The organism is Streptomyces sp. NPDC127177 (assembly GCF_042672475.1).
GTDB lineage: Bacteria > Actinomycetota > Actinomycetes > Streptomycetales > Streptomycetaceae > Streptomyces.
In genome coordinates, this window is sequence record NZ_JBHXUW010000037.1 from 53,471 (window position 1) to 77,048 (window position 23,578).

Here is a 23,578-nt window from a genome sequence, read left to right on the forward strand (position 1 = left end):
CCGTTATCGTGCTGAGGCGCCGTCGGTTCGTCAAGGCAACCTGCACAGATGCGAAAATCGGATCCATGAACGAGATGCGAGCGCGCGAGGTACTGACCGCTGCCGGACACCCCGGCGACGCGGAGCTGCTCGCGCTGGGCGAGAACGCGGTGTTCGCCGCGGGCGACCTGGTGGTCAAGGTCGGCCGGGACGCGGTGGGCAGTCCGGAGCTGCGGGTCCGCGCCGAGCGCGAGGTGGCCGTGGCGCAGTGGCTCGCCGCGTCCGGGGTGCCCGCGGTACGGGCCGCGGAGCCCGCCGCCCGGCTGGTCGAGGGCCACCCGGTGACGGTGTGGCACCGGCTCCCCGACGCGGTGCGGCCCGCCGAGCCGCGGGATCTGGCGCCGCTGCTCCGCGCGGTGCACTCGACCCCGGCCCCGGAAGGCCTCCCCCTCCCCCGCCGGGAGCTGCTGGGCGGCGTCGAGCGCTGGCTGCGCCTGGCGGGTGAGGCGATCGACCCGGCCGACGCCGCGTATCTGCGCGAGCGCCGTGACGGGTTCGCGACGGCCGCCGCCGCACTGACACCGCGTCTGACCCCGGGCCCGATCCACGGCGACGCGCTCCCGCGCAATGTCCACGTCGGCCCCGACGGGCCGGTCCTGGTGGACCTGGAGACCTTCTCGACGGATCTGCGCGAACACGATCTGGTGGTGCTGGCCCTGTCCCGCGACCGGTACGGGCTGGCAGCCGACGCCTATGACGCGTTCACCTCGGCGTACGGGTGGGACGTACGGGAGTGGGACGGCTGCGCGGTGCTGCGCGGAGCGCGGGAGACGGCGAGCTGCGCGTGGGTCGCGCAGCACGCCCCGGCCAACCCGAAGGCGCTCGCGGAGTTCCGCCGCCGGGTGGCGTCCCTGCGGGACGGGGACGCGGGGGTGCGGTGGTATCCCTTCTGAGGCGTGGCTCGGGGCAGGGCCGGGAGCGAAGCTCCCGCCTCCCCACCCGCCCTTCCGCGGCGTGGCACCGGCCGGAGTACGGGGGTGGTCAGGCCGGGCCCACGGCCGCCTCCCCCAGCGGGACCAGCGCCCTCATCGCTGCCGGGGAATGAGCGGCCAGGCCGGCTCGACGACCGCCGCCGGATCCGCGGTGCGCCGAAGATAGGCCTGCAAGGAGACCGACTGCTCGGCCGCCGCACGCACCTGGAGGTCGTGCAGATCCGCCAACGGCATCGACCCGACGGGCTGGTGCTTCTCCCCCATGCGCCGCACCACCCGGGCGGCGGCCACGGCATCCGCCCGCGCGTCGTGCGCGTCTTCGAGCGACACCCCGTAGTGGGCGCACAGCGCGTGGAGGGCCCGCTTGCCCTTCCGGTACTTGTCCACATGCTTGTCGATCACCAACGGATCGATGACGGGCGAAGGCGCGCCGCCCAGCCGGTCGCTGATCGAATCGACCTCGTAGCGCCGGCACTCCCGGTCGAGCAGCGACAGGTCGTAGCGCGCGTTCATCACCACCAGCGGCGTCCCCCCGCGCAGCCCGTCCGCGACGGCCTGCGCGATCTCCTCGATCCCCGAGGCGGCCGATACCCCGAACGTGCGGGCATGTTCCGTCGAGATGCCGTGAATCGCCGACGCCTGCTCGGGTATGGCCACTCCGGGATCGAGCAGCCACGTCCGTTCCTCCGCGACCGCCCCGTCCGGGTCCAGTCGCACGACCGCCGCCGTGACGATGCGATCGACCTCCACGTCGGTGCCCGTGGTCTCCAGGTCGAAGGCCAGCAACGGCCCACTCATCCAGCCCATCACGCGGCCCTCGGGCTCACCCGGTCGCCGTCGGCACGGACGGCCGCGGCCGTGATGATCCGGGCCCGCGGCGATGTGGTACCCGTCGTCTCCAGGCCGAAGCCGACCAGCGCATGCCGGTGCCAGCTCATCCCGTACCTCCTTCGTGGTGCTTCCCCCAGGTGACGACCACCCTCGCACGGGCCACTGACAACGCCGGCGGACGGCCCCTCAGGAGACGGGCCGGGAGTCCGTCCAGACGGACTCGAACTCCTCGCGGTACGTCTCGAACAGCCCGTGCTCGCTGTCCTGCCCGGCCCGGACCACCGCACGCCCACCGCCCCGGAGCACCAGGACGGGCGCCTCCATGCCGCGGGCCCGGCGCAGATACGTCTGGACGACACCCACCGCGTCCGCCCCGTCGCCGTCCACCAGGTAGGCGGTGAAGCGCGGAGTCTCGTCGAAGACGTGGATCTCGAAGGCGCCCGGGTCGCGGAGCTTGGAGCGGACCCGGCGCATGTGGAGGATGTTCATCTCCACCGACCGGCTCAGCTCGCCCTTCTTCAGGCCCAGCTCGCGTTCGCGGCGCTTGACCGCGCTGCTGGCGGGGTTGATGAAGAGCAGCCGGATCCGGCAGCCCGACTCGGCCAGCCGGATCAGCCGGCGGCCGGAGAAGTTCTGCACCAGCAGATTGAGGCCGATCCCGATCGCGTCCAGCCGGCGGGCACCCCCGAAGAGGTCCTCGGCGGGCAGCTGGCGCTGGAGCCGCACCCGGTCGGAGTGGACGGAGACCACGTCCGCGTACCGGTCGCCGACGAGCTCCTCCACGGCGTCGACGGGCAGCCGGTCGGCTGACGGGACCGCGGCGCCGCTGCCGAGGATCTCCAGCAGCCGCGCGGAGGCCCGCTCGGCCTGGGCGAGCACCGCCTCGTTGAGCGCGCGGTTGCGGGAGACCACGTTGCGCGCGACCTCCAGCTCGTCGAGGGCCAGCTCGACATCACGGCGGTCGTCGAAGTAGGGCTCGAAGCAGGGCCAGTGCTGGACCATCAGCTCACGCAACTGCGGCAGCGTGAGGAAACTCAGGACGTTGTCGTCGGCCGGGTCCAGCAGATAGCCCTTGCGGCGGGAGACCTCCCGCACGGCGACGGCGCGCTGCACCCACTCCTGCCCGGCGGGCCCGGCCGCGGCCACCACCCAGTCCTCGCCGTGGACCGGCTCGTAGATGGGCCGGAGCACCGCGGCGACGACGGCGCGCAGCCGCTGCTCCACGAGATTGAGCCAGATGTAGGCGCGCCCGGCCCGCTGTGCACGGGTGCGCACCTCGCTCCAGGCGTCCGCTCCCCAGTCCAGTTCGGCGCCGATCTCCAGGGGCTGAGCGAGTGAGACCGCCCCGGGCGGCACAGCGGTGGAATCCCCCTCGTGACCAGCGTCACCTGGGGGCAGCTCGAACCCTCCCGAGCTCACCCGCACACCGCCTTCCACTCCCCCACCAACGATCAAGGAAGGGTACTCCGGGAGCGGGAGCCGGTGCAGCCGGATGCACAGGCTCCTCACTCAACTCCCCAGCGGGACATGCCTGTTCCGTGAGACGAGATCTGCCGTAGTGAGCGGATTCATAGTGATTAAACATCCCACCGCAAGCCGCATACCGGACAGCCGGCCGGATGGGGCCGCCGGATTCCGGTTCCGGGCGACACGGAGGGGCCCGATGTTGACCGGACCGGGCGACGTCCTAGGTAAGGGACGGTCTTTCGGGGAAGATCTGCCAGGGAGCCCGCATTCCCCAGGCAACCGCATCAGAGTGGAAGAGTCGAAATCTATGCAGGTCTGGCCGGGACAGGCGTACCCCCTCGGTGCCACGTACGACGGCGCCGGGACCAACTTCGCGGTCTTCTCGGAGGCCGCCCACCGAATCGAGTTGTGCCTGCTGCACGACGACGGCTCCGAGACGGCGGTGGAGCTGAGGGAGACCGACGCCTTCGTCCGCCACGCCTATCTGCCCGGGGTGATGCCCGGTCAGCGGTACGGGTTCCGGGTCCACGGGCCGTACGAACCGCAGCACGGCGCCCGCTGCAACTCCGCGAAGCTGCTCCTCGACCCGTACGCGCGGGCCGTCGCCGGGCAGATCCAGTGGGGCGAGGCGGTGTACGGCTATCCCTTCGGGCGGCCCGACGCGCGCAACGACCTCGACTCGGCGCCGCACACCATGACGTCGGTCGTGGTCAACCCGTACTTCGACTGGGGCGACGACCGGCGGCCCCGTACGGACTACCACCGCACGGTGATCTACGAGGCCCATGTGAAGGGTCTGACGATGCTCCATCCGGGGCTGCCCAAGGAACTGCGCGGCACCTACGCGGGGCTGGCCCATCCCGAGGTCATCGCCCATCTGACGGAGCTCGGCGTCACGGCGATCGAGTTAATGCCGGTGCACCAGTTCGTCCAGGACCACCGGCTGGCGGACGCGGGGCTCGCCAACTACTGGGGCTACAACACCATCGGTTTCTTCGCCCCGCACAACGCCTACGCCTCCTGGGGCGACCGGGGCGAGCAGGTGCTCGAGTTCAAACAGGCCGTACGGGCGCTGCACCAGGCGGGCATCGAGGTGATCCTCGACGTGGTGTACAACCACACGGCCGAGGGCAACCATCTGGGGCCGACGCTCTCCTTCCGGGGCCTGGACAACGCCTCGTACTACCGCCTCGCCGAGGACCAGCGGTACTACATGGACACCACGGGGACCGGGAACTCCCTGCTGATGCGCTCCCCGCACGTGCTCCAGCTGATCATGGACTCGCTGCGGTACTGGGTGACCGAGATGCACGTGGACGGCTTCCGCTTCGATCTGGCGGCGACGCTGGCCCGTCAGTTCCACGAGGTGGACCGGCTGTCGTCGTTCTTCGACCTGGTGCAGCAGGACCCGGTGGTCAGCCAGGTCAAGCTGATCGCGGAGCCGTGGGACGTGGGCGAGGGCGGCTACCAGGTGGGGAACTTCCCGCCGCTGTGGACGGAGTGGAACGGGAAGTACCGGGACACGGTGCGGGACCTGTGGCGCGGTGAGCCCAGGACCCTGGCCGAGTTCGCCGGGCGGCTGACCGGGTCATCGGACCTGTACCAGGACGACGGCCGGCGTCCGCTCGCCTCGATCAACTTCGCCACCTGCCACGACGGCTTCACCCTGCACGACCTGGTCTCGTACAACGACAAGCACAACGACGCCAACGGCGAGGGAAACCGGGACGGCGAGAGCCACAACCGGTCCTGGAACTGCGGCGTGGAGGGCGAGACGGACCGGCCCGAGGTGCTGGAGCTGCGCGAGCGGCAGATGCGTAACTTCATCGCCACGCTGATGCTGTCGCAGGGGGTGCCGATGCTCAGCCACGGCGACGAGTTCGGCCGCACCCAGCTGGGCAACAACAACGGCTACTGCCAGGACAGCGAGCTGTCCTGGGTGCACTGGCCCGACCCGGCCGAGGCCGCGACGGACGAGGGCCGGGAGGCGGACCAGCAGGGCGGCGAAGGGCTCGGCAGCAGCCTGCTGGAGTTCACCAGGGCGATGGTGTGGCTGCGCCGCGACCATCCGGTCTTCCGGCGCCGCCGGTTCTTCCACGGCCGGCCGGTGGAGGGCACGCACGACGAGCTCTCGGACATCGCCTGGTTCACACCCGAGGGCGATGAGATGACCCAGCGGGACTGGCAGGCCGCGCACGCCAAGGCCCTGACGGTCTTCCTGAACGGGCACGCCATCTCGGAGCCGGGACCGCGCGGCGAACGGATCTCCGACGACTCCTTCCTGCTGATGTTCAACGCCAGCGCCGAGACGCTGGAGTTCGCCGTGCCGGTAAACCACGGCAGGCAGTGGCATGTGGTCGTCGACACCGCGCGCCCGGTCGGGGTGCTGACCGGCGCCGGGCCGAAGGTGACGGGCGGCGATCGGGTGACGCTGGTGGGGCGGAGCATGGCGGTGCTCCAGCGGCCCGCTTAGGGAAGCGCGGTGTACCCCGCCGCCGGCGGAGGTTTTGTGCGTGACGGGGTGACACAGGCGGCCCCGATCGGGGTACGAACGTCCTCATGACGCCTTCCGCCACGTACCGGCTCCAGCTCCAGCCGGACTTCCCGTTCTCGGCCGCCGAGGACGCCGTGCCGTACCTCGCCACGCTCGGCATCTCCCATCTGCATCTGTCCCCGGTCCTCGAAGCGGTGCCGGGCTCACGGCACGGCTACGACGTCGTCGACCACGGCCGGGTACGCGCCGAGCTGGGCGGCGAGGAAGGGCTGCGGCGGCTCGCCCGCACCGCGCGGGAGCACGGGCTCGGGATCGTCCTGGACATCGTGCCCAACCACATGGCGGCCGACCCCCGGCACAACCACGCGCTGTGGGAGGTCCTGCGCGAGGGCCCCGACTCCCCCTACGCCCGCTGGTTCGACATCGACTGGGCGGCTGGCGGCGGAAAGATCCTGCTGCCCGTGCTCGGCGGCCCGCTCGGCGACGAACTGGACGGGTTCCGGGTCGAGGGCGAGGTGCTGCGCCACGGTGAGCAGGAGTTCCCGCTGCGCGCCGGCACCGCGGGCCTCGGTCTGCCCGATCTGCTGGACGCCCAGCACTACCGGCTCGGCTGGTGGCGGCTGGCCCGGACCGAGCTGAACTACCGGCGGTTCTTCACCATCTCGGAGCTGATCGGGCTGCGGGTGGAGGACCCGGAGGTCTTCGCCGCCACCCATGCCAAGATCCTCGAACTGGTCCGGGACGGGACCGTCGACGGCCTGCGGATCGACCACCCGGACGGACTCGCCGACCCGGCCGCGTACCTGGAACGGCTCGCCGGGGCGAGCGGCAGCGTCTGGACGGTGGTGGAGAAGATCCTCACCGGCCCCGAGCCGCTGCCGGCCGGCTGGGCCGTGGCCGGCACGACCGGATACGACGCGCTGCACCGGATCGACGGGCTCTTCGTCGACCCGCTGGGCGCCGCGGAACTGCTCGGCCACTACCGGGAGTTCGCCTCCCCTGCCGACGACGGGGGCGGCCAGTGGGCGGCGACCGTACGCCGGGCCGCGCACCACGTCGTCAGCCATGAGCTGGCCGCCGAGACCGGGCTGCTGACCCGGCTGGCGTCACGCATCTGCGCCGCGGACCCCGCACTGCGCGACCACGCCCCGTGGGCGCTGCACACCGCGGTGCGCGAACTGCTGGTCCGGGTGCCGGTCTACCGCCCGTACGCGACAGCGGGCGGCCCCCGCACGGATTCGGCCGGGGCGATGCTCGACGCGGTCGCGGTGAGCGACGCCAAGGCGGTGTTCGCCGTGCGGGAGGAGGCGTCGGCCGTCGACGTGGTGCGGGAACTGGCGCTGGGCCGGCTCGGCGCCGGGGACGACCGGGCGGCGTTCTGCGCCCGGTTCGCCCAGACGGCGTCCGCGCTGCGGGCCAAGTCGGTCGAGGACACCGCGTACTACCGGTACGTGCCGCTGCTCTCGGCCAACGAGGTGGGCGGCGATCCGGGCGGACCGGCGGTGGCGGCGGAGGACTTCCACGCCTTCTGCACCCGGCTGGCACGGGACTGGCCGGCCACCGGCACGGCGCTGACCACGCACGACACCAAGCGCAGCGCCGATGTCCGGGCCGCCGTCGCGGTGCTCTCGCAGTGCCCGCGGCAGTGGTCGCGACTGGTGACGGAGCTGGCCCGGACGGCTCCGGCCGCCCCCGCTCCGGAGCTGGCCTGGCAGGCGTGGCAGACGGCGTTCGGCTGTGTGGGACTGCCGGCCGGTGAGCAGGCGGCCCGGCTGGGGCCGGCGCTGCTGAAGGCCGAACGGGAGTCCGGGCTCTTCACCACCTGGACCGAACCCGATCCGCTGTACGAGCGGGTGATGACCGACTTCGTGGCCGCCGGTCCGGCCGCCACGGCCGGCCCGGTGCGGGCGCTCCTGGAGCGGTTCGCCGCCGGTCTCGCCCCCTATGTGCGGGCCAATGTGCTCGGCGCGGCGCTGGTGCATCTGACGATGCCGGGGGTGCCGGATCTCTACCAGGGCACCGAGCGCGAGTACCTGGCGCTGGTCGACCCGGACAACCGGCGGCCGTTCGCGCGTCCCGCCGCCGACGCGGCCGCCTCGGAGAAGGAGGCGCTGACGGTGGCGGCGCTGCGGCTGCGGCGTGAGCGCCCGGGGGTGTTCGGCGAGTCGGGTACGTACACCCCGCTGCCGGCCTCCGGCCCGGCGGCCGGGCACTGTCTGGCCTTCTGCCGCTCCGGCGAGGCCGTCACCGCGGTGACCCGGCTGTCGCTGCGGCTGGAGCAGGAGGGCGGCTGGCGCGGGACGGAGCTGGCGCTGCCGGACGACGGGGTGTGGCGGGATCTGCTGACGCCGGGGCGGGAGTTCCGCGGCGGCAAGGTGGCGGCCGCCGAACTGTTCGCGGAGCGGCCGGTGGCGCTGCTCGTGAAGGGCTAGGGCCTTACCAGTAGGGATCGCGGGCCGCGGGTGAGCAGGCCGGTGGCGGCGGGCCTGAATCCGTCGGCCCAGCGGAGCCGGGGCATCGCGTCCAGCAGGGCACGCAGCCCCTGTTCGGCCTCCAGCCGTCCGAGCACCACGGCCGGGCAGCCCGCCGGCCCGGTGGTGGCGCGGTCCTGGTCGCGGCGGAAGGGGTCGAACAGGTCGGGTGCGGCGAACCGTTCCGGATCGCGGCCCGCCGCGCCGACCAGGCAGGCGACGGCGGCCCGTGCGGGCAGGGTGCCGCCGCTGAGGGTGACGTCGGTGAGGGTGCGCCGCAGCACGACCTGGACGGGCGGGTCACGGCGCAGCGACTCCGCCCAGGCCCGGCCGGCGAGTGCCGGTTCGACGCGCAGGGCCGCCAGCAGGTCGGGGTCGTCCAGCACGTTGGCCAGGAACGAGGCGAGCGCCGTCTCGCGCAGGCCGGTGTGCCGGGTGCAGGGCCCTTCGTCGGCGTGCGGGTGGCCGCCGTCGCCGGGCCGGAGGGGGCCCGTGCCGGCGGGCAGCCAGCGGCAGAACTCCTCGACCAGGTCGGCCTGCCGGCGTCCGGCGATGCGCCGGGCCAGTACGTACGCGGTCCGCTCGACGCGCTCGGCCGTGTGCCGGGGCACGGAGCCGGTCACCACGGCGTACCGGTCACGGGGCAGGCAGCGGGCGTTGCCGTGGCAGAGGCCTAGGGGCGCGGGCCCGCCGCGGGGTGCCCCGTCGTGCGGGAAGCCGGCGAAGGCCGGGCCGGTGAGGGCGGTGACCACGTCGTCGTACCGGCTGATCAGCCAGGCGCCCAGCGGGGCGTCGTAGCTGAGCGGATACCTCTCGCGCAGCACCCGGTAGAGCCGGTGGGGGTCGCGGCCCGCGCCGGGGGCGAGGAGGCTCGGGCCACCGGGGCGGGCCGTCCGGCGGTACCGGGCCGGGGCGGCGGCGCGCTGGTCGGGCAGGGGCGCCGGGGCGGGTATGTCTCCGGGGGCGTCGGGCTGCATCCGTACCCCCGCGTGGTCGGTGCGCCGGTGGGCGGCGCGGTCCCACTCAGGGGATCACCCGCACGGGCCGGCCGCAGTCGGCGCGCGGCCGTCCGGGTGACGCCGCGCCCCACAGCGGGGCCGGGCCGGAGCGGCGTCGCTATGCCGGTGGCCCGGGCGTGGGTACGGAGAGCCGGAAGGCCATCCGGCCGAAGCTCACCTGGTCGCCCTCACGCACCGAGACCGTTCCGACGACACGCTGCCCGTTGACGCAGGTGCCGTTGGTCGAGCCGAGGTCGCGCAGCAGCCACCGGCCGTCGTGCACGGTGAGTTCGGCGTGCATGCGGGAGACGGTCTCGTGGCTGAGGCGCAGCCCGTTGCCCGGGTCCCGGCCGATGCGCAGGGGGTGCGGGCCGGGCGCGGGCAGCAGCAGCTTGGGCAGCCGTTCGGCCCGCCAGGCCCTGCGCACCCGTTCCGGGAAGCGGGAGACCCCGCCCACGGCCCGGATCAGCCGCCGCGACCAGCGGCCTCCGCTGTCCAGGTCGGCGGTGAGCGCCTCCAGTTGCTCGGAGCGGTTCGCGGTCAGGGCCAGCTCCATGCGCCGCATGAAGGTGTCGTGCGAGAGCTTTCCCTGCGCCGCCCCTTCTCTGAGCACACCGAGAACACGGTCGCGCTGGGCGTCGGACAGCCGCGCGGGATACGTGTGGGACTCGAAGGAGGACGTCACGGAGCCAATTGTCGGGCCGATCGGCCCAAGGTGTCCAGAACGGCCGCTCTTTCCACGTTCCTGACCTGCGCGGGCCACCCGTCCCGGCCCCCCTCACCGGATAATCCGGGGGCGCCCGGAGAGCGACGTTGCTACTGTCTGCCGCCGTGCCGCCCCGGCGACCGCCGGGTGCGGGCGCGTACCCCTCAGGAGACTTTGTGCCCGTTGCGCCACTCGAACCGACCGTCCGTCCGCTCACCGGCCCGCAGGAGCTGGGACTCTTCCGGCAACTGTCCTACGTCCTCGACCCCGAACTGGCGGACGACCTCGCCTCCGGCCGCCGGCGCCCCGAATGGATGTGGGTGGCCCTGCGGGGCGAGCGGGTGGTGGCGCGGATCGCGTGGTGGAGCGTGGACGGCAGGGCGCCGCTCCTCCTCGACTTCTTCGACCTCGACGACACGCTGCCCGAACCCGAGCGCGGTGAGGTGGGGCTGCGGCTGCTGGAGGCGGCGAGCGCGGCGGTCGTGCCGGCCGGTGGCCCCCGGCCCGAGTACGGGCGTTACGTACCGCCCGACTGGCGCGAGGACCCGGCGGTCCGCGATGCCGTCGAGGCCAGGATCCGGGTCATGGAGCGCACCGGCGCCCGGTTGCTGGTCGAGCGGCTGCGCCTGGAGTGGCGCGCGGGTACCCCGGTGCCCGCCGACAGCGGCCGGCTGCGCTTCCGCCCGGTGACCGGCCGCGAGGACCTCCTCGCGCTGATGACCCCGGTGATGGAGGGCACCCTCGACGCCCACGGCCAACAGGACCTGGCCTCCGGCCTTTCGGCGTCCCGGGCCGCGGCGAAGCACTACGACGAGGAGCTGGCCAACTACCGCACCCCGCGGGAGTGGTGGCGCATCGCCGAACTCCCCGGCGGCGCACCGGTCGGCTTCGTCATCCCGGCCCGCAACAGCTACAACCCGATCATCGCGTACATCGGTGTGCTGCCCGGGCAGCGCGGTCACGGCTACATCGACGAAATCCTGGCGGAGGGCACCCGGGTGCTGGCCCGGCAGGACGGGGTGGAGCGGATCCGGGCCGCGACCGATGTCGGCAACGTGCCGATGGCGAAGTCCTTCGAGCGTCTGGGGTACGTCAACTTCGAGCGCTCCTTCGACATGGTGTGGGACTGAGGAGCCGGCGCGGGCTGTCCTACCCTGGGCGTGATCGCCGGGCCCGATCGCTTGGAGGAGCGCATGGAACGAGCCGCCGTCGACGAGCGTTTCGTGCGTGCTCTGGTCCGTGACCGGCATCCGCACCTGGCCGGTCTGGAGGTCCGCCCGGTCGCATCCGGCTGGGACAACCAGCTCTGGCGGCTCGGGGACGAGCTGGCCGTGCGGCTGCCGATGACCGAACGCGCGCCCGGCCTGCTGCGCAAGGAGTTCCGCTGGCTCCCCGGGCTCGCCGAGCGTCTGCCGCTGCCGGTGCCGACGCCCCGGTTCCTCTGCGAGCCCGGTGACCTCTTCCCCCGGCCGTGGACCATCGTGAGCTGGGTACCCGGCCGGCCGGCGGACGACGCCGAGATCACGGACGTCGGCCGGGCGGTGACGAACCTCGCCGGGTTCCTGCGCGCCCTGCACGGCCCGGCGCCCGCGGACGCGCCCAGGGACCCGGGTCGCGGCGTCCCCCTGGCCGGCCTCACGGACGGCTTCGTGAACCAGCTCGCCGACGTGGCCGGCGCGCTCGACACGGACGATGTGCCGGACATCCGGCGGGTGTGGGACGAGGCGGTCGCCGCGCCGCTGTGGACCGGCCCGGCGCTCTGGCTGCACAGCGACCTGCACCCCGCCAACGCCGTCGTGACGGACGGCGCGATCTCCGGCATCGTCGACTTCGGTGACCTCTGCTCCGGGGACCCGGCCATCGATCTGTCCGCCGCCTGGAAACTGCTGCCGCAGGGCGCGGACGCCGCCTTCTTCGACGCGTGCGGTGTGACCGACGGTGCCACGGTGCGCCGCGCCCGGGGCTGGGCCCTGCAGACGGCACTCATGATGATCTCCGTCGGCCGGGCCTTCGACCGCGGTCTGCCCGGCGGCCAGCCGACCTGGGGCCGGGCGGGGCGCCGCGTGCTGGCACGGGTCCTCGCCTCGGCCCGCGTCTAAGGACTGTCCACGCTCCCCCGCTTCTGTTCCCTGATCATGTCGCGGTACCACGCGTACGAGGCCTTCGGGGTGCGGCGCAGGGTCTCGTAGTCGATGTGGACCAGCCCGAAGCGCTTGCTGGCGCCCTCGGTCCACTCGATGTTGTCGGTGAGCGACCAGGTGAAGTAGCCGCGTACGTCGACGCCCGCGTCGATGGCCTCCCGCAGCGCCCCGAGGTGGCCGTCGAGGAAGTCGATCCGGCGGGTGTCGGCTGTGGGTTCGTCGACGGCGCAGCCGTTCTCGGTGATGTACAGCGGCGGGAGCCGGTCCCCGTAGAGGTCCCGCAGCCCGACGAGCGTCTCGCGCAGTCCGTCCGGGACGACCGGCCAGCCGAAGTCGGTCTTCTCGTAGCCCTCGATCTCGCGTATCCCGAAGGGCAGTCCGGCCGGCATCCCGAAGCCGGCGAAGGTGTCGAGTGCGTCGGCCCTGGGAGCGCCGACGAGCGTGGGGTTGTAGTAGTTCACCCCGTACCAGTCGAGCGGGGCGGAGATGGTCCGCAGGTCGTCATCGACCGGCCCCGGCATCAGTGCGGCGAAGTTCTCGTCGGGGTAGCGGCCGGTGAGCAGCGGGTCGGCGAAGAGCCGGTTGGTGAGCGTGTCGTACAGCCCGGCGGCGAAGCGGTCCTCGTCGGACTCCCCCGCGGTCCAGACCGGGGAGTGCGAGACGGCGATGCCGATGTTGCCCGCCCCGGCGGCGCGCAGGGCGCGTACGGCCAGGCCGTGGGCGAGGAGTTGGTGGTGGGCGGCGGGCAGCGCGTCGAAGAGGAGGGTGCGGCCGGGGGCGTGCTCGCCGAGTGCGTAGCCGAGCATGGTCACTTCGGCGGGCTCGTTCATGGTGATCCACATGGGCACGCGGTCGGCGAGGCGCTCGGCGACGATGCCCGCGTACTCGGCGAAGCGGTAGGCCGTGTCCCGGTCGAGCCAGCCGCCCGCCTCGTCCAGCGGGAGCGGGGTGTCCCAGTGGTAGAGGGTCGGGGCCGGGGTGATGCCGCGGGCGCAGAGTTCGTCGACGAGGCGGTCGTAGAAGTCGAGGCCCCGCGGGTTGACGGGTCCGCTGCCGCCGGGGACGACGCGCGGCCAGCTCACCGAGAACCGGAAGGCGTCGGCGCCGAGGCCCGCCAGCAGGGCGACGTCCTCGCGGTAGTGCTGGTGGAAGCCGGTGCCGCGACCGGTGTCGGTGCCGTCCTTGATCCGTCCGGGCTGCGCGGCGAACGCGTCCCAGCCGGATGGCCCCTTGCCCTCGGTGTCGGCGGCGCCCTCGGTCTGGAAGGCGGAGGCGGAGGCTCCCCAGAGGAAACCGGGAGGGAACGGCGGCACGGTCATCTCGGCCTCCACAGCCGTAAAGGGGAGTGCGTATGGCAGAACCTGACAGGGCAGTGATCAGGACCAGACCTTAATGGTCAGTAACGGGCTCGATCCAGTGTCGTGGGCCGGTGATCGCGACTTCTGCCGACCATGGGCCGGGACGACGAGACGAGGAGCGCTGCATGCAGTTCGACGTATGGGCACCGGACGCGGAATCGGCCGGTCTGCGGCTGGCGGGTGAACTGCGGTCCATGGAGCGCGATCCCCTGCGGACGGGCTGGTGGACGGCCGAGGCCCCGGCGGCGGACGGCGACCGCTACGGCTTCGTGCTCGACGGCGGCCAGGTGCGCCCCGACCCCCGCTCGCGCCGCCAGCCGGACGGGCCGGACGGCGAGAGCGCCGTCGTCGACCACTCGGCGTACACATGGCGCAGCGACTGGGAGGGACGCGGGCTGCCGGGAGCCGTCCTGTACGAGCTGCACGTCGGTACGTACACCACCGAGGGCACCTTCGACGCGGCGGCCGCGCGGCTCGGGCACCTCGCCGAGCTGGGCATCACCCATGTCTCGCTGATGCCGGTCTGCCCCTTCCCCGGCGTCAACGGCTGGGGGTACGAGGGGGTGTCGCTGTGGGCCGTCCACGAACCGTACGGCGGTCCCGAAGGACTGAAGCGCTTTGTCGACACGGCGCACGGGCTCGGTCTCGCCGTCGTCCTGGACGTCGTCCACAACCACCTGGGCCCCTCCGGCAACCACCTCCCCGCCTTCGGCCCGTACTTCACCGAGACGCACCACACTCCGTGGGGCGCCGCGGTCAATCTGGACGCCCCCGGCTCGGACGAGGTGCGGGCCTTCCTGCTGGGCAGCGCGCTCGCCTGGCTGCGCGACTACCGCCTGGACGGTCTGCGCCTCGACGCGGTCCACGCCCTGGCCGACACCCGTGCGCTGACCTATCTGGAGGAACTGTCCGCGGCGACCGACGCGCTCTCCGCCGAACTGGGCCGCCCGCTCCCGCTGATCGCGGAGTCCGACCTGTGCGATCCGCGTACGACGACGCCCCGCGAGTCGGGCGGCACCGGTCTGCACGCGCAGTGGAACGACGACTTCCACCACTGTCTGCACACCGCCCTGACCGGCGAGGCCCAGGGCTACTACGCGGACTTCGCCGTCGCCCCGCTGGCCGCGCTCGCCAAGACCGTGACGAGCGCCTTCTTCCACAACGGCACATACTCCGCCTTCCGCGGCCGCACGCACGGCCGCCCCGTCGACGTCACACGCTCCGCCGCCCACCGCTTCGTCGGCTACGCCCAGACCCACGACCAGATCGGCAACCGGGCGCTCGGCGACCGGCTCGCCACCTCCCTCTCCCCCGGGCTGCTGGCCTGCGCGGCGGCGCTCGTGCTGACCGGGCCGTTCACACCGATGCTGTTCATGGGCGAGGAGTGGGGCGCACGTACGCCCTGGCAGTTCTTCACCGACCACACCGACCCGGAGCTCGCCGAGGCGGTGCGCACCGGCAGGCGACGGGAGTTCGGGGCGCACGGCTGGGCGGAGGAGGACATCCCGGACCCGCAGGACCCGGCCACCCGGGACCGTTCCTGCCTGGACTGGAGCGAACCGCGGCGGGAGCCGCACAGCCGGCTGCACGCCTGGTACCGCGAACTCATCGCGCTGCGCCGCGCCATGCCCGATCTCTGCGACCCGGATCTGGCGACGGTGAAACCCGCGTACGACGAGGAGGCCCGCTGGCTCGCCTTCCGCCGTGGCGATCTGCGGATCGCGGTCAACCTCGACGAGAAGCCCGCCACGATCCCGCTGGGCGGCGGCCGGCACCGCGGTGGCGGGGGCAGGGTGCTGGCCGCCTGGCAGCCGGTCGAGGCGCCCGGCGCGGACGGCACGCTGCACCTGCCGGCCGAGTCGTGCGTGGTGCTGGCCGACGGCTGAGGCGCTACTCGACGATCGCCAGCTCGCGGGCGGTGGTGTTGAGACGCCGCCCGCCGTCCTCGGTGACCGTCACGATGTCCTCGATCCGGACGCCGAACCGGCCCGGCAGATAGATGCCGGGCTCCACGGAGAAGCACATGCCGGGGACGAGCGGCTGCTCCTCGCCCTCGATCATGTACGGGGGCTCATGGGTGGTGACACCGATTCCGTGGCCGGTGCGGTGGATGAAGCGCTCCCCGTAGCCGAACCCGGTGATGACGGCGCGGGCGGCCCGGTCGACCTCCTGGCAGGCGACACCCGGCCGCACCGCCCCGCAGCCCGCCTCCTGGGCCTCGCGCACGATGTCGTGGACCCGCTGTTCCTCGGCGGTGGGTTCGCCGACATGGACCGTGCGGGAGGTGTCGGAGCCGTAGCCGTGCTTGAGTCCGCCGAAGTCCAGGACGACCATGTCGCCGCGCTCGATGGTGCGGTCGCCCGCCTCGTGGTGCGGGTTGGCGCCGTTGGGTCCGGAGCCGACCACGGTGAAGTCGACCTGGGAGTGCCCGAACCCGGTGAGCAGCCCGGCCAGGTCGGCCGCGACATCGGTCTCCCTGCGGCCGGAGAACCGGACCTTCAGGATCTCCTCGTACGCGGCGTCGGCGGCGGCCCCGGCCGCGGCGAGCCGGTCCAGCTCATGGGCGTCCTTCACGGCCCGCAGCATCGGCAGCGCGTCGGTGAGGGAGGCGTAGGAGGTGCCGGGCAGGTGCTGCTGGAGGCTGAGCAGATGCAGTGCCCAGGCGTTGTCGCTGATCGCGAACCTGCCCTTCGCGTCGAGCAGTGGAGCGGTGACGGCATACGGGTTCTTGCCGTCCGTCCAGTCCCGCAGGGTCAGGGCGGGAGCGCCGACGGCCTTCTCGGCGTCCGGGGCCTCCAGGGCCGGCACGACCAGGACCGGGTCCTGGCCGGCCGCCAGGACGAGGAGGGTGAGGCGTTCGGTGGCCGCGGGGGGCTGGTACCCGGTCAGGTGGACCATGTCGGGGCCCGGAGCGACCAGCACCCCGGCCAGTCCCGCGGCGGCGGCGCTCTCGGCGGCCCGTGTCATCCGGGCCCGGTAGTCGTCTGCGGTGAACGGCACGGGCTGGTTCGGACTGGACATGCGGGACCTCCTGGCGGGCGTGACGGCTCCCTGCATCCTGCCCGCCCCGGGACGCGGAGGCGAGCCGTCAGGACGGTGTGCCGTAACCCAGCCGTACGACCAGGTCGGCGCGGTCGCGGCCGGCGGCGACGAGCCGCGCGTTGGCCTCGTCGGAACGGGCCACCCAGCGCTCCGCGTGCTGCCTCGGCCTGCCGAAGCGCACATGCCGGTCGACGAGCCTGCGGACGCGGACCTCGTCGTCGAGCTCCAGGAACCACGCCTCGTCGAGCAGCCCGCGCACCGGCGCCCAGGGCCCCTCCCCGTGCAGCAGGTAGTTGCCCTCGGTGACGACGAGCGGTACGTCCGGCGGTACGGGGACGGCGCCCGCGACCGGCTCCTCCAGGGACCGGTCGAAGGCTGGGGCGTACACGACGGTTCCGGGTTCCGGTGTGCGCAGCCGCCGGAGCAGGGCGGCGTACCCGGCGGCGTCGAAGGTGTCGGGCGCGCCCTTGCGCTCCGCCCTGCCGAGCCGTTCCAGTTCGGACTGGGCGAGGTGGAAGCCGTCCATCGGTACGAGGACGGCGAGCGGTCCCAGCGTGTCGACGAGCCGCTCCGCCAGGGTGGACTTCCCGGCGCCTGGCGGGCCGGCGATTCCGAGGATGCGGCGGTGTCCGGCCAGGGCGAGCCGGTGGGCACGGGCCGTCAGCCCGGTGAGGTGGGTGGTGTCCATGGCGGATATTGTCCCGCTACGGGCCCGGCGGCCTCCCTTCCGTTTCCGTCTCGTGAGGAATCCCATGTCCCACATCGCTCTGGTCACTCTGGTCGTCCGCGACTACGACGAGGCCATCGGCTTCTACACCGACGCCCTCGGCTTCGAGCTGGTGGAGGACACCGACCGGGGTGACGGCTCCCGCTGGGTGGTGGTGCGTCCGCGTGGCGGCCAGGGCTCGGGACTGCTGCTGGCCCGTGCCAAGGACGAGAGGCAGGGGGCCAGTGTCGGGGCGCAGACCGGCGGGCGGGTCGGCTTCTTCCTGCACACGGAGGACTTCGCGGGCGACCACGCGCGCATGCTGGCGGCGGGCGTGCGGTTCCTGGAGGAGCCCAGGCACGAGGTCTACGGCTCGGTCGCCGTCTTCGAGGACCTGTACGGCAACCGCTGGGACCTGCTCCAGCCCGCCTGACCTGTGGCAGTCAGCGCGCCCCGTTGCCCTCCAGGTACGCGAGCACCGCGCGGACCCGGCGGTGGACCGTACCGTCGTCCGGTTCGAGGCCGAGCTTGGCGAAGATCGAGCCGATGTGCTTGCTCACCGCCCGTTCCGTGACGACGAGTTCGGTGGCGATGGTGCCGTTCGCCTTGCCCTGGGCCATCAGCTCCAGGACCTCCCGCTCCCGGGGTGTGAGGCTCAGCAGCGGCCGCGCCGATGACTTGCGGGTCAGCAGTTGGCTCACCACCTCCGGGTCGAGCGCGGTGCCGCCGCCGGCCACCCGGTCGAGGGCCTCCAGGAACTGGTCGACCCGGCCGACCCGGTCCTTGAGCAGGTAGCCGATGCCCTGCGCACCCTGGGCGAGGAGCTCGGCGGCGTACATCTCCTCGACGTACTGGGAGAGGACCAGGATCGGCAGCTCGGGGAGTTCCGCGCGGGCGGCGACGGCGGCCCGCAGCCCCTCGTCACGGAACGTGGGCGGCAGCCGTACGTCGAGCACGGCGGCGTCCGGGCGGTGCTCCAGCAGGGCGGGCAACACCTCGGGGCCGGCCGCGACGTCGGCCACCACCTCGTGGCCCGAGCTGGTGAGCAGCAGGATCAGTCCCTCCCGCAGCAGGGCGTTGTCCTCGGCGATCACGATCCGCACGGCAGCTCCACTTCGATGTCCGTCGGCCCCCCGGTGGGGCTGCTGATGCGGGTGGTGCCGTCCAGGGCGGCGATCCGACGTCTGATCCCGACCAGCCCGCTTCCGGCGGCCTCGTCCGCGCCGCCGCGGCCATCGTCGCCGATGGACACGAGCAGTACGCCGGGGGCCCGGTCGATCCGTACGCTCGCGGCCGTCGCGCCGCTGTGCTTGCCGATGTTGGTGAGCGCCTCGGCGACCACGAAGTAGGCGGCGGCCTCGATCGCCGCGGGCAGCCGCCGTCCGTCCTCGACCCCGCCGAGCTCCACCGCCACGGGAATGCCGGCCCCGGCCGCCAACGCCGTTACCGCACCGGCCAGTCCGCGGTCCGTCAGCACCGGTGGATGGATGCCGCGCACGACGTGCCGAAGCTCGGCGAGGGCCGCGTCGGCACCGTCCTGGGCCTCGTCCAGGCGTTGGCGCGCGGCGGCCGGGTCGCGGTCCAGGAGCTGTTTGGCCAGGCCGACCCGCATCGAGAGCGCGACGATCCTGGCCTGGGCGCCGTCATGCAGATCCCGTTCGATGCGCCGGAGTTCGGCGCCGTGCGCCTCGACGGCACCGGCCCGGCTCTCCGTCAGCTGTTCGATGCGTTCGGCCAGTTCGGCGGAGGGCGAGGAGGTGAGCAGGGACCTGGTCCAGCTCGCCGACAGCTCGGCGAGCACCGGGTGCCAGCGCAGCACCCAGCCACGGCGCACGGGCGGCGGGGTGCCGTACTCGTCCGCGGTCCGCCGGTCCAGTAGGTGTACGACGGACAGCGCGATCCCGTCCACCAGCATCCCGATCGGCCACAGCACCATCGTCAGATAGCCGATGCCGTTGCCGATGAGCGCCTGGGCCGGCAGCCACACGGCCTCGCGCCGGACCGTCGGGTCGGTGAGCACCCGCCTGACGCGCTCGGACAGTTCGCCCCGGTCCAGCGGGAGGTAGGTCATCGGCCGGAACGGGACGCCGAGGCAGGCCGCCGCCCTGCGCCGCTCGAACTCCGCGAACCGGCGCAGCACCTTCGCCGCCTCGGGCAGGGCGGGCAGGCCGATGATCACGACGCCGAAGAGCAGGGCCGCCACCACCAGGAACGCGCCGGCATAGGCCAGCAGCGCGATCGGGATGCCGATGAGGAGGTACTGGGAGGCATGCCACGAACGCCTGACCGCGACCGTCAGCGGAGTGGGAGTACTGCTCATGCCGCACCACGTTACGGGGGCCCGCGGCGTGGCGGAGTGGTGCGCTCCCCCCGGCCCGTGGTGGAGCGGGCTACACCCCAGGGCCGGGAGTCCGCACCCTGGCCCCGGCACCCTCCCGCTCATAGCGTTTACGCAGGTCAGGGAGTACACGAAGTGAGGGGACCAGGGTGGACACGGTGACGGCAGTGCGCACGGCGGCGCTGGAGCTGGAGTCGGTGAGCCGGCGCCACGGGCGGCGCGGCAGCAGCCGGGAGGCGGTCGTCCTGGACGCGGTGAGCTGCGTGGTCCCGGCGGGGAGCTTCACGGCCGTGGTCGGCCCCTCCGGGTCGGGCAAGAGCACTCTCCTGCAGTGCGCGGCCGGTCTGGACCGCCCCTCGTCAGGAACGGTACGGATCGCCGGCACCGATCTCGGCACGCTCTCCGAGGCCGCGCTGACCCGGCTGCGCCGGGACAGGATCGGCTTCGTCTTCCAGTCCCACGCCCTGAACCTGGTGCCCTCGCTCAGCATCGAGGAGAACGTGGTGCTGCCGCTGGTGCTGGCCGGTGCCGATCCCGGGGCGGCCGGGGTGCTGGAGCGCGGGCGGCGGCTGCTGGACCGGGTCGGACTGTCCGGCCGGGGCGGCGGCGGACCGGCCACCCTCTCGGGCGGTGAGCAGCAACGGGTCGCGGTGGCCAGGGCCTTGGTGACCGATCCCGATGTCCTCTTCGCGGACGAGCCGACGGCCTCGCTGGACCCGGAGTCGGCGGCGCTGGTGCTCGGGCTGCTGCGCGACGCGGTACGGCTGGACGGCCGCACCGTCGTGATGGTCACCCATGATCCGGTGGCGGCGAGCTGGGCGGACACGGTCATGACGATGGACGGCGGCCGGCTGCGATGACGGTCACCGGAACACGGATGAAGCCGGCGCGGGAGACGGTACGGGCCGGGAGCCGGCGGGCCTCGGCGTTCCTGGCCCGCCGCTCGCTGACGGCCCATCGCCGGGCCTGGACCGCGGTGTTCGCGGCGACGGCGGCCGCGGCGGCACTGATCGGGGCGTTCGCCCTCGTGCTCGGTTCGCTGCTGCTGGCACAGCCACCGGTGGAGCGGTACGCGGGGGCGGCCGCGGTGGTGGTGGCCGATCAGCGGGTCTCGTACACGGCGAAGCCCTGGGGCAGCGAGCCGCGGACCGTCACCGCCCATCTGCCGGAACGGGTGCGGCTGGACCGTTCCGTGGTGGCGCGGGCGGCTGCGGCGGACGGTGTGGCGCGGGCCGTCGCGGACGACTCGGTTCCGGTGACGGTGGGCCAGGGGATCTCGGCGGTCGGCCGCTCCTGGCCGTCGGCCGCGCTCACCGCGTACGAACTGTCCGAGGGGCGCGCCCCGGGGTCGGCGTCCGAGGTGGTCGTGGACGCGGCGCTGGCGGGCGGTGAGCCGGGCAGCCGTATCACGCTTCAAGTGGGCGGCGCGGCCCGGCAGTACACCGTCAGCGGGGTGGCCGCCACCGGTCACCGGGCCGGTGCGCCCGCTGTGTTCTTCACCGCGGCACGGCTCACCGCACTGGCCGGCCATCCCGGCACGGTGGACGCGATCGGCATCGTGGCCGAGGAGGGGGTCTCCGGCGACGCGCTGCGCACCTCACTGGGTGCCGCGGTGGCCGGCCACGGGGGCGGCGAGCGCGGGGTGCGGGTGCTGACGGGCGCGGAGCGGGGCGAGGCCGAACAGCTCGACGCGCTCGGCGGACGCGCGGACCTGCTGGCGATGCTGGCGTCGATCGCCGGAACGGTGGTCCTGGTCGCGTTGCTCGTGATCGCCACCACGCTCTCGCAGGCCGTCCATCAGCGGTCCGGCGAACTGGCACTGCTGCGGGCGGTCGGGGCGACGCCACGGCAGCTGCGGTCGGCGGTGGGCCGTGAGGCGGGCAGGGTGACGGGGGCCGCCGCGCTGCTGGGCGCGGTCGGGGCCGTACCGCTCGGGCTGCTGATGCGGTCACTGCTGACCACGAATCCGCTGCCGCTGCCGGTCCCGCTGTGGCTGCCGCTCGCGGCGGGTGCGACGGGCGCGCTGGTCATCGCGCTCGCGGCCCGGCCGGTGGCGCTGCTCGCGGCCCGCTCCATCACCCGGCTGCGGCCCGCCGCGGCCCTGAGCGCGGCTCGGGCCCCCGAGCCGGACGAGCCGGGGCGGCTGCGGACGGTCGCCGGGGCGCTTCTGGTGGCCGGGGGGCTCGGTTCGGCCGGTGCGGCGACCGCACAGGGCGGCCAGGCGGCCGCGCTCGCCGCATCCGGTGCGGCGACCTCGCTGATCATCGCGGTGGCGCTGCTCGGTCCGTGGATCGCGCGGATCTCGATGCGGGTGCTGGGCGCGCCGGTCCGGTGGGCGGGCGGGGTATCCGGATTCCTGGCGGCCAGGTCCGCCGCCGCGCACAACCGCCGGCTGGGTGCGGCGCTCACCCCGATCGTGCTGGTCGTCGCGTTCGTCTGCGTACAACTGGCCGGGGCCACGACGCTGGAACGGGCCGCCGGCCGCCAGGCCGGGGACGCCCTGCGGGCGGATCTGGTGGTGACAGGTCCCGCCGCCGGTATCCCGGAGGACGCGGCCGATGCGGTACGCGGCGCCTCCGGAGTGTCGGCCGCGACGGGTGTGTTGCGGTCGGCCGTCGTGCTCGCCCACCGCGAGGCGGGCGATCCGGCACTGGACCGCTTCCCGGTGCTGGGTGTCACGGCGGACCAGCTCGCCGGCACCCTCGACCCCCGGGTGACCGAGGGCGATCCGGCGGGTCTCACCGGCCGGGGCACGGTAGCGGTCGGCAAGGACCGGGCCGACGACCTGGGCGTCGGTGTCGGTGACACGGTGGGCCTGCGTCTCGGGGACGGTACGCGGGTACGGCTGCGGGTGGTGGCGCTCTACGAACGGTCCCTGGGACTCGGCGAGTTCATGCTCCCCCGCGAGGCGCTGGCCGGGCATGTCTCGGCCCCGCGCGACCAGCGGATCCTGGTGCGCTCGGCGGACGGGGGCGCCGCGTCGGCCGTGCGGCGGGCACTGGCACCGTACGAGGGGCTCGATGTCCGGCCGGCGACGGCGGACGACGTACGGATCAGCCCCTCGTCCTCGGACCAGGACGACGCGCTGATCGTCATCGGCGTCGGCGTGATCGGCGGCTTCGCGCTGCTGGCCGTGGTCAGCACGCTGGCCCTGATCACGGTCGGCCGCCGCCCGGAGTTCCGCCTGCTGCGGATGGTCGGTGCGGGACGGTGGCAGCTGATGCGGATGCGGATCGTGGAGACGGGTCTGGTGACGGTGGCGGGCCTGACTATCGGCACGGTGGTCGCCGCGGTCCCCCTGCTGGCGTTCGCGCTGACCGCGGCGGACTCCCTGCCGTACCTTCCGCCGGTCCGGTACGCGGTGCTGGCGCTGACCGTGACGGTGGCAGCCGCCGCGGGCACGCTCATCCCGTGGGCACGCGGCGGCGGGGGCACCCCTGGCTCCGGGACGGGCTGAGCCCCCGTACCGGGCCGTGCCCCTACCGCGGTGCGAGGGTCCTGAGCCATTCCTCGACGGTGATGACGTCCCCCCATCGCGGGAAGAGCCTCTCGGTGAGGACCCGGTGCAGCTCGGGGTCGTCGTCGAGGCAGGCGTCCACCAGGACGGTGAGGCCGAGGTCCAGGTCGAAGGCGCTGCTCAGGGTGGCCAGCACCACACCGCTCGTGGCGATGCCGGTGACGACGAGGCGGTCGATGCCACGGGCCCTGAGCACCAGGTCGAAGTCGCTGCCCGAGAAGGCGCTCCCGCGCCTCTTGGTGACGACCGCGTCGCCGGGCCGGGGCGCGATGTCGGGATGGATCCCGGTGCCTGCCGCGCCCTCGGTGAAGAGGCCGTCCCGCACGGCGTTCGCGATCACCCTGTTGTGCGGGCCCACTTCCGGATCGCCCGGCGGCAGCGCGATGGTCACGTAGATCACGTGGACGCCCGCCGCACGGGCCCCCTCGATCGCCCTGCCGAGACGGGGCAGATATCCGGGGTCACCGCCGACGATGTCCACGATGTCCCGCTGGACGTCCATCACGAGGAGCGCGGTGTCCGCCATGCCTGTGTCCTT

General features: G+C 73.5%; 20 protein-coding genes. 9 read left to right on the plus strand and 11 right to left on the minus strand.

The annotated features are described in order from the left end of the window. The first annotated feature begins 65 nt into the window (after window positions 1–65). Window positions 66–932 carry a phosphotransferase enzyme family protein gene (locus ACFVJX_RS22830; protein WP_384129174.1) on the plus strand — a complete coding sequence of 289 codons (867 nt, stop codon included), beginning with the start codon at window positions 66–68 and terminating at the stop codon, window positions 930–932. Window positions 933–1,064: 132 nt separating this feature from the next. Here the strand turns inward: ACFVJX_RS22830 and ACFVJX_RS22835 are convergent, their stop codons facing one another. The 3 genes from ACFVJX_RS22835 to ACFVJX_RS22845 form a co-directional block, all read right to left on the minus strand. Then, complete coding sequence (locus ACFVJX_RS22835; protein WP_384129171.1) at window positions 1,065–1,778, minus strand: 3'-5' exonuclease; 714 nt, start codon at window positions 1,776–1,778, stop codon at window positions 1,065–1,067. Continuing rightward, window positions 1,778–1,909 (minus strand): hypothetical protein, encoded by a 132-nt coding sequence (locus ACFVJX_RS22840; protein WP_384129168.1) that lies wholly within the window; start codon window positions 1,907–1,909, stop codon window positions 1,778–1,780. Before ACFVJX_RS22840 ends, ACFVJX_RS22835 begins: the two co-directional genes overlap by 1 nt. Window positions 1,910–1,988: 79 nt before the next feature. After that, window positions 1,989–3,221 (minus strand): SAV2148 family HEPN domain-containing protein, encoded by a 1,233-nt coding sequence (locus tag ACFVJX_RS22845; RefSeq protein WP_384129166.1) that lies wholly within the window; start codon window positions 3,219–3,221, stop codon window positions 1,989–1,991. A gap of 355 nt (window positions 3,222–3,576) precedes the next feature. Here ACFVJX_RS22845 and glgX point away from each other — a divergent pair, with 355 nt between their 5' ends. Further along, window positions 3,577–5,742 carry a glycogen debranching protein GlgX gene (gene glgX, locus ACFVJX_RS22850; RefSeq protein ID WP_384129163.1) on the plus strand — a complete coding sequence of 722 codons (2,166 nt, stop codon included), beginning with the start codon at window positions 3,577–3,579 and terminating at the stop codon, window positions 5,740–5,742. 86 nt (window positions 5,743–5,828) lie between these two features. Continuing rightward, window positions 5,829–8,195 (plus strand): malto-oligosyltrehalose synthase, encoded by a 2,367-nt coding sequence (gene treY, locus ACFVJX_RS22855; RefSeq protein ID WP_384129161.1) that lies wholly within the window; start codon window positions 5,829–5,831, stop codon window positions 8,193–8,195. Here treY and ACFVJX_RS22860 read toward each other — a convergent pair. Together ACFVJX_RS22860 and ACFVJX_RS22865 are read right to left on the minus strand one after the other, a co-directional pair. Continuing rightward, entirely contained in the window at window positions 8,192–9,211 is a 1,020-nt protein-coding gene (locus ACFVJX_RS22860) for a cytochrome P450 (RefSeq protein WP_384129158.1), read from the minus strand. The two genes, treY and ACFVJX_RS22860, sit on opposite strands and share 4 nt — an antisense overlap. 139 nt (window positions 9,212–9,350) lie before the next feature. Next, the gene (locus ACFVJX_RS22865; protein WP_384129156.1) at window positions 9,351–9,917 is read right to left on the minus strand and encodes a DUF1707 and FHA domain-containing protein; all 567 of its coding nucleotides are present in this window, start codon (window positions 9,915–9,917) and stop codon (window positions 9,351–9,353) included. A 197-nt stretch (window positions 9,918–10,114) separates the two neighbouring features. Here ACFVJX_RS22865 and ACFVJX_RS22870 point away from each other — a divergent pair, with 197 nt between their 5' ends. Both ACFVJX_RS22870 and ACFVJX_RS22875 read left to right on the plus strand, forming a co-directional pair. Continuing rightward, window positions 10,115–11,068: a GNAT family N-acetyltransferase gene (locus tag ACFVJX_RS22870; RefSeq protein WP_384129153.1), complete on the plus strand. Its 954-nt coding sequence runs from the start codon at window positions 10,115–10,117 to the stop codon at window positions 11,066–11,068. 63 nt (window positions 11,069–11,131) lie between these two features. Continuing rightward, the gene (locus tag ACFVJX_RS22875) at window positions 11,132–12,037 is read left to right on the plus strand and encodes an aminoglycoside phosphotransferase family protein (protein WP_384129150.1); all 906 of its coding nucleotides are present in this window, start codon (window positions 11,132–11,134) and stop codon (window positions 12,035–12,037) included. Here the strand turns inward: ACFVJX_RS22875 and ACFVJX_RS22880 are convergent. Continuing rightward, on the minus strand, window positions 12,034–13,398 hold the full coding sequence (locus ACFVJX_RS22880) for a GH1 family beta-glucosidase (protein WP_384129148.1): 1,365 nt from the start codon (window positions 13,396–13,398) through the stop codon (window positions 12,034–12,036). The two genes, ACFVJX_RS22875 and ACFVJX_RS22880, sit on opposite strands and share 4 nt — an antisense overlap. Window positions 13,399–13,562: 164 nt before the next feature. Between ACFVJX_RS22880 and treZ the strand changes: the two genes are divergently transcribed. Beyond that, window positions 13,563–15,323, plus strand: a complete 1,761-nt coding sequence (treZ, locus tag ACFVJX_RS22885) for a malto-oligosyltrehalose trehalohydrolase (protein WP_384129145.1) — start codon at window positions 13,563–13,565, stop codon at window positions 15,321–15,323. Between the two features lie 4 nt (window positions 15,324–15,327). Here treZ and ACFVJX_RS22890 read toward each other — a convergent pair whose 3' ends face one another. Continuing rightward, the gene (locus ACFVJX_RS22890) at window positions 15,328–16,458 is read right to left on the minus strand and encodes a M24 family metallopeptidase (RefSeq protein ID WP_384129143.1); all 1,131 of its coding nucleotides are present in this window, start codon (window positions 16,456–16,458) and stop codon (window positions 15,328–15,330) included. Between the two features lie 67 nt (window positions 16,459–16,525). Further along, window positions 16,526–17,167: a nucleoside/nucleotide kinase family protein gene (locus ACFVJX_RS22895; RefSeq protein ID WP_384129140.1), complete on the minus strand. Its 642-nt coding sequence runs from the start codon at window positions 17,165–17,167 to the stop codon at window positions 16,526–16,528. A 64-nt stretch (window positions 17,168–17,231) separates the two neighbouring features. Here ACFVJX_RS22895 and ACFVJX_RS22900 point away from each other — a divergent pair, with 64 nt between their 5' ends. Beyond that, complete coding sequence (locus ACFVJX_RS22900; RefSeq protein WP_384129138.1) at window positions 17,232–17,618, plus strand: VOC family protein; 387 nt, start codon at window positions 17,232–17,234, stop codon at window positions 17,616–17,618. Between the two features lie 10 nt (window positions 17,619–17,628). Here the strand turns inward: ACFVJX_RS22900 and ACFVJX_RS22905 are convergent, their stop codons facing one another. Together ACFVJX_RS22905 and ACFVJX_RS22910 are read right to left on the minus strand one after the other, a co-directional pair. Further along, window positions 17,629–18,288 (minus strand): LuxR C-terminal-related transcriptional regulator, encoded by a 660-nt coding sequence (locus ACFVJX_RS22905; RefSeq protein ID WP_384129135.1) that lies wholly within the window; start codon window positions 18,286–18,288, stop codon window positions 17,629–17,631. Further along, window positions 18,276–19,505 carry a sensor domain-containing protein gene (locus ACFVJX_RS22910; RefSeq protein WP_384129134.1) on the minus strand — a complete coding sequence of 410 codons (1,230 nt, stop codon included), beginning with the start codon at window positions 19,503–19,505 and terminating at the stop codon, window positions 18,276–18,278. Before ACFVJX_RS22910 ends, ACFVJX_RS22905 begins: the two co-directional genes overlap by 13 nt. A gap of 185 nt (window positions 19,506–19,690) precedes the next feature. Between ACFVJX_RS22910 and ACFVJX_RS22915 the strand changes: the two genes are divergently transcribed. Further along, window positions 19,691–20,383, plus strand: a complete 693-nt coding sequence (locus ACFVJX_RS22915; RefSeq protein ID WP_384129326.1) for an ABC transporter ATP-binding protein — start codon at window positions 19,691–19,693, stop codon at window positions 20,381–20,383. After that, window positions 20,380–22,980: an FtsX-like permease family protein gene (locus tag ACFVJX_RS22920; protein WP_384129132.1), complete on the plus strand. Its 2,601-nt coding sequence runs from the start codon at window positions 20,380–20,382 to the stop codon at window positions 22,978–22,980. The genes ACFVJX_RS22915 and ACFVJX_RS22920 overlap by 4 nt, the downstream gene beginning before the upstream one ends. 22 nt (window positions 22,981–23,002) lie before the next feature. Here ACFVJX_RS22920 and ACFVJX_RS22925 read toward each other — a convergent pair whose 3' ends face one another. After that, window positions 23,003–23,566 carry a cysteine hydrolase family protein gene (locus ACFVJX_RS22925; protein WP_384129129.1) on the minus strand — a complete coding sequence of 188 codons (564 nt, stop codon included), beginning with the start codon at window positions 23,564–23,566 and terminating at the stop codon, window positions 23,003–23,005. Window positions 23,567–23,578: the final 12 nt, after the last annotated feature.

Coding starts and splice junctions, on each gene's coding strand:
- ACFVJX_RS22830 (WP_384129174.1), top strand. CDS start 66: ATGAACGAGATGCGAGCGCGCGAGGTACTGACCGCTGCCGGACACCCC.
- ACFVJX_RS22835 (WP_384129171.1), bottom strand. CDS start 1,778: ATGGGCTGGATGAGTGGGCCGTTGCTGGCCTTCGACCTGGAGACCACG.
- ACFVJX_RS22840 (WP_384129168.1), bottom strand. CDS start 1,909: ATGAGCTGGCACCGGCATGCGCTGGTCGGCTTCGGCCTGGAGACGACG.
- glgX (WP_384129163.1), top strand. CDS start 3,577: ATGCAGGTCTGGCCGGGACAGGCGTACCCCCTCGGTGCCACGTACGAC.
- treY (WP_384129161.1), top strand. CDS start 5,829: ATGACGCCTTCCGCCACGTACCGGCTCCAGCTCCAGCCGGACTTCCCG.
- ACFVJX_RS22860 (WP_384129158.1), bottom strand. CDS start 9,211: ATGCAGCCCGACGCCCCCGGAGACATACCCGCCCCGGCGCCCCTGCCC.
- ACFVJX_RS22875 (WP_384129150.1), top strand. CDS start 11,132: ATGGAACGAGCCGCCGTCGACGAGCGTTTCGTGCGTGCTCTGGTCCGT.
- ACFVJX_RS22880 (WP_384129148.1), bottom strand. CDS start 13,398: ATGACCGTGCCGCCGTTCCCTCCCGGTTTCCTCTGGGGAGCCTCCGCC.
- treZ (WP_384129145.1), top strand. CDS start 13,563: ATGCAGTTCGACGTATGGGCACCGGACGCGGAATCGGCCGGTCTGCGG.
- ACFVJX_RS22890 (WP_384129143.1), bottom strand. CDS start 16,458: ATGTCCAGTCCGAACCAGCCCGTGCCGTTCACCGCAGACGACTACCGG.
- ACFVJX_RS22895 (WP_384129140.1), bottom strand. CDS start 17,167: ATGGACACCACCCACCTCACCGGGCTGACGGCCCGTGCCCACCGGCTC.
- ACFVJX_RS22900 (WP_384129138.1), top strand. CDS start 17,232: ATGTCCCACATCGCTCTGGTCACTCTGGTCGTCCGCGACTACGACGAG.
- ACFVJX_RS22910 (WP_384129134.1), bottom strand. CDS start 19,505: ATGAGCAGTACTCCCACTCCGCTGACGGTCGCGGTCAGGCGTTCGTGG.
- ACFVJX_RS22920 (WP_384129132.1), top strand. CDS start 20,380: ATGACGGTCACCGGAACACGGATGAAGCCGGCGCGGGAGACGGTACGG.
- ACFVJX_RS22925 (WP_384129129.1), bottom strand. CDS start 23,566: ATGGCGGACACCGCGCTCCTCGTGATGGACGTCCAGCGGGACATCGTG.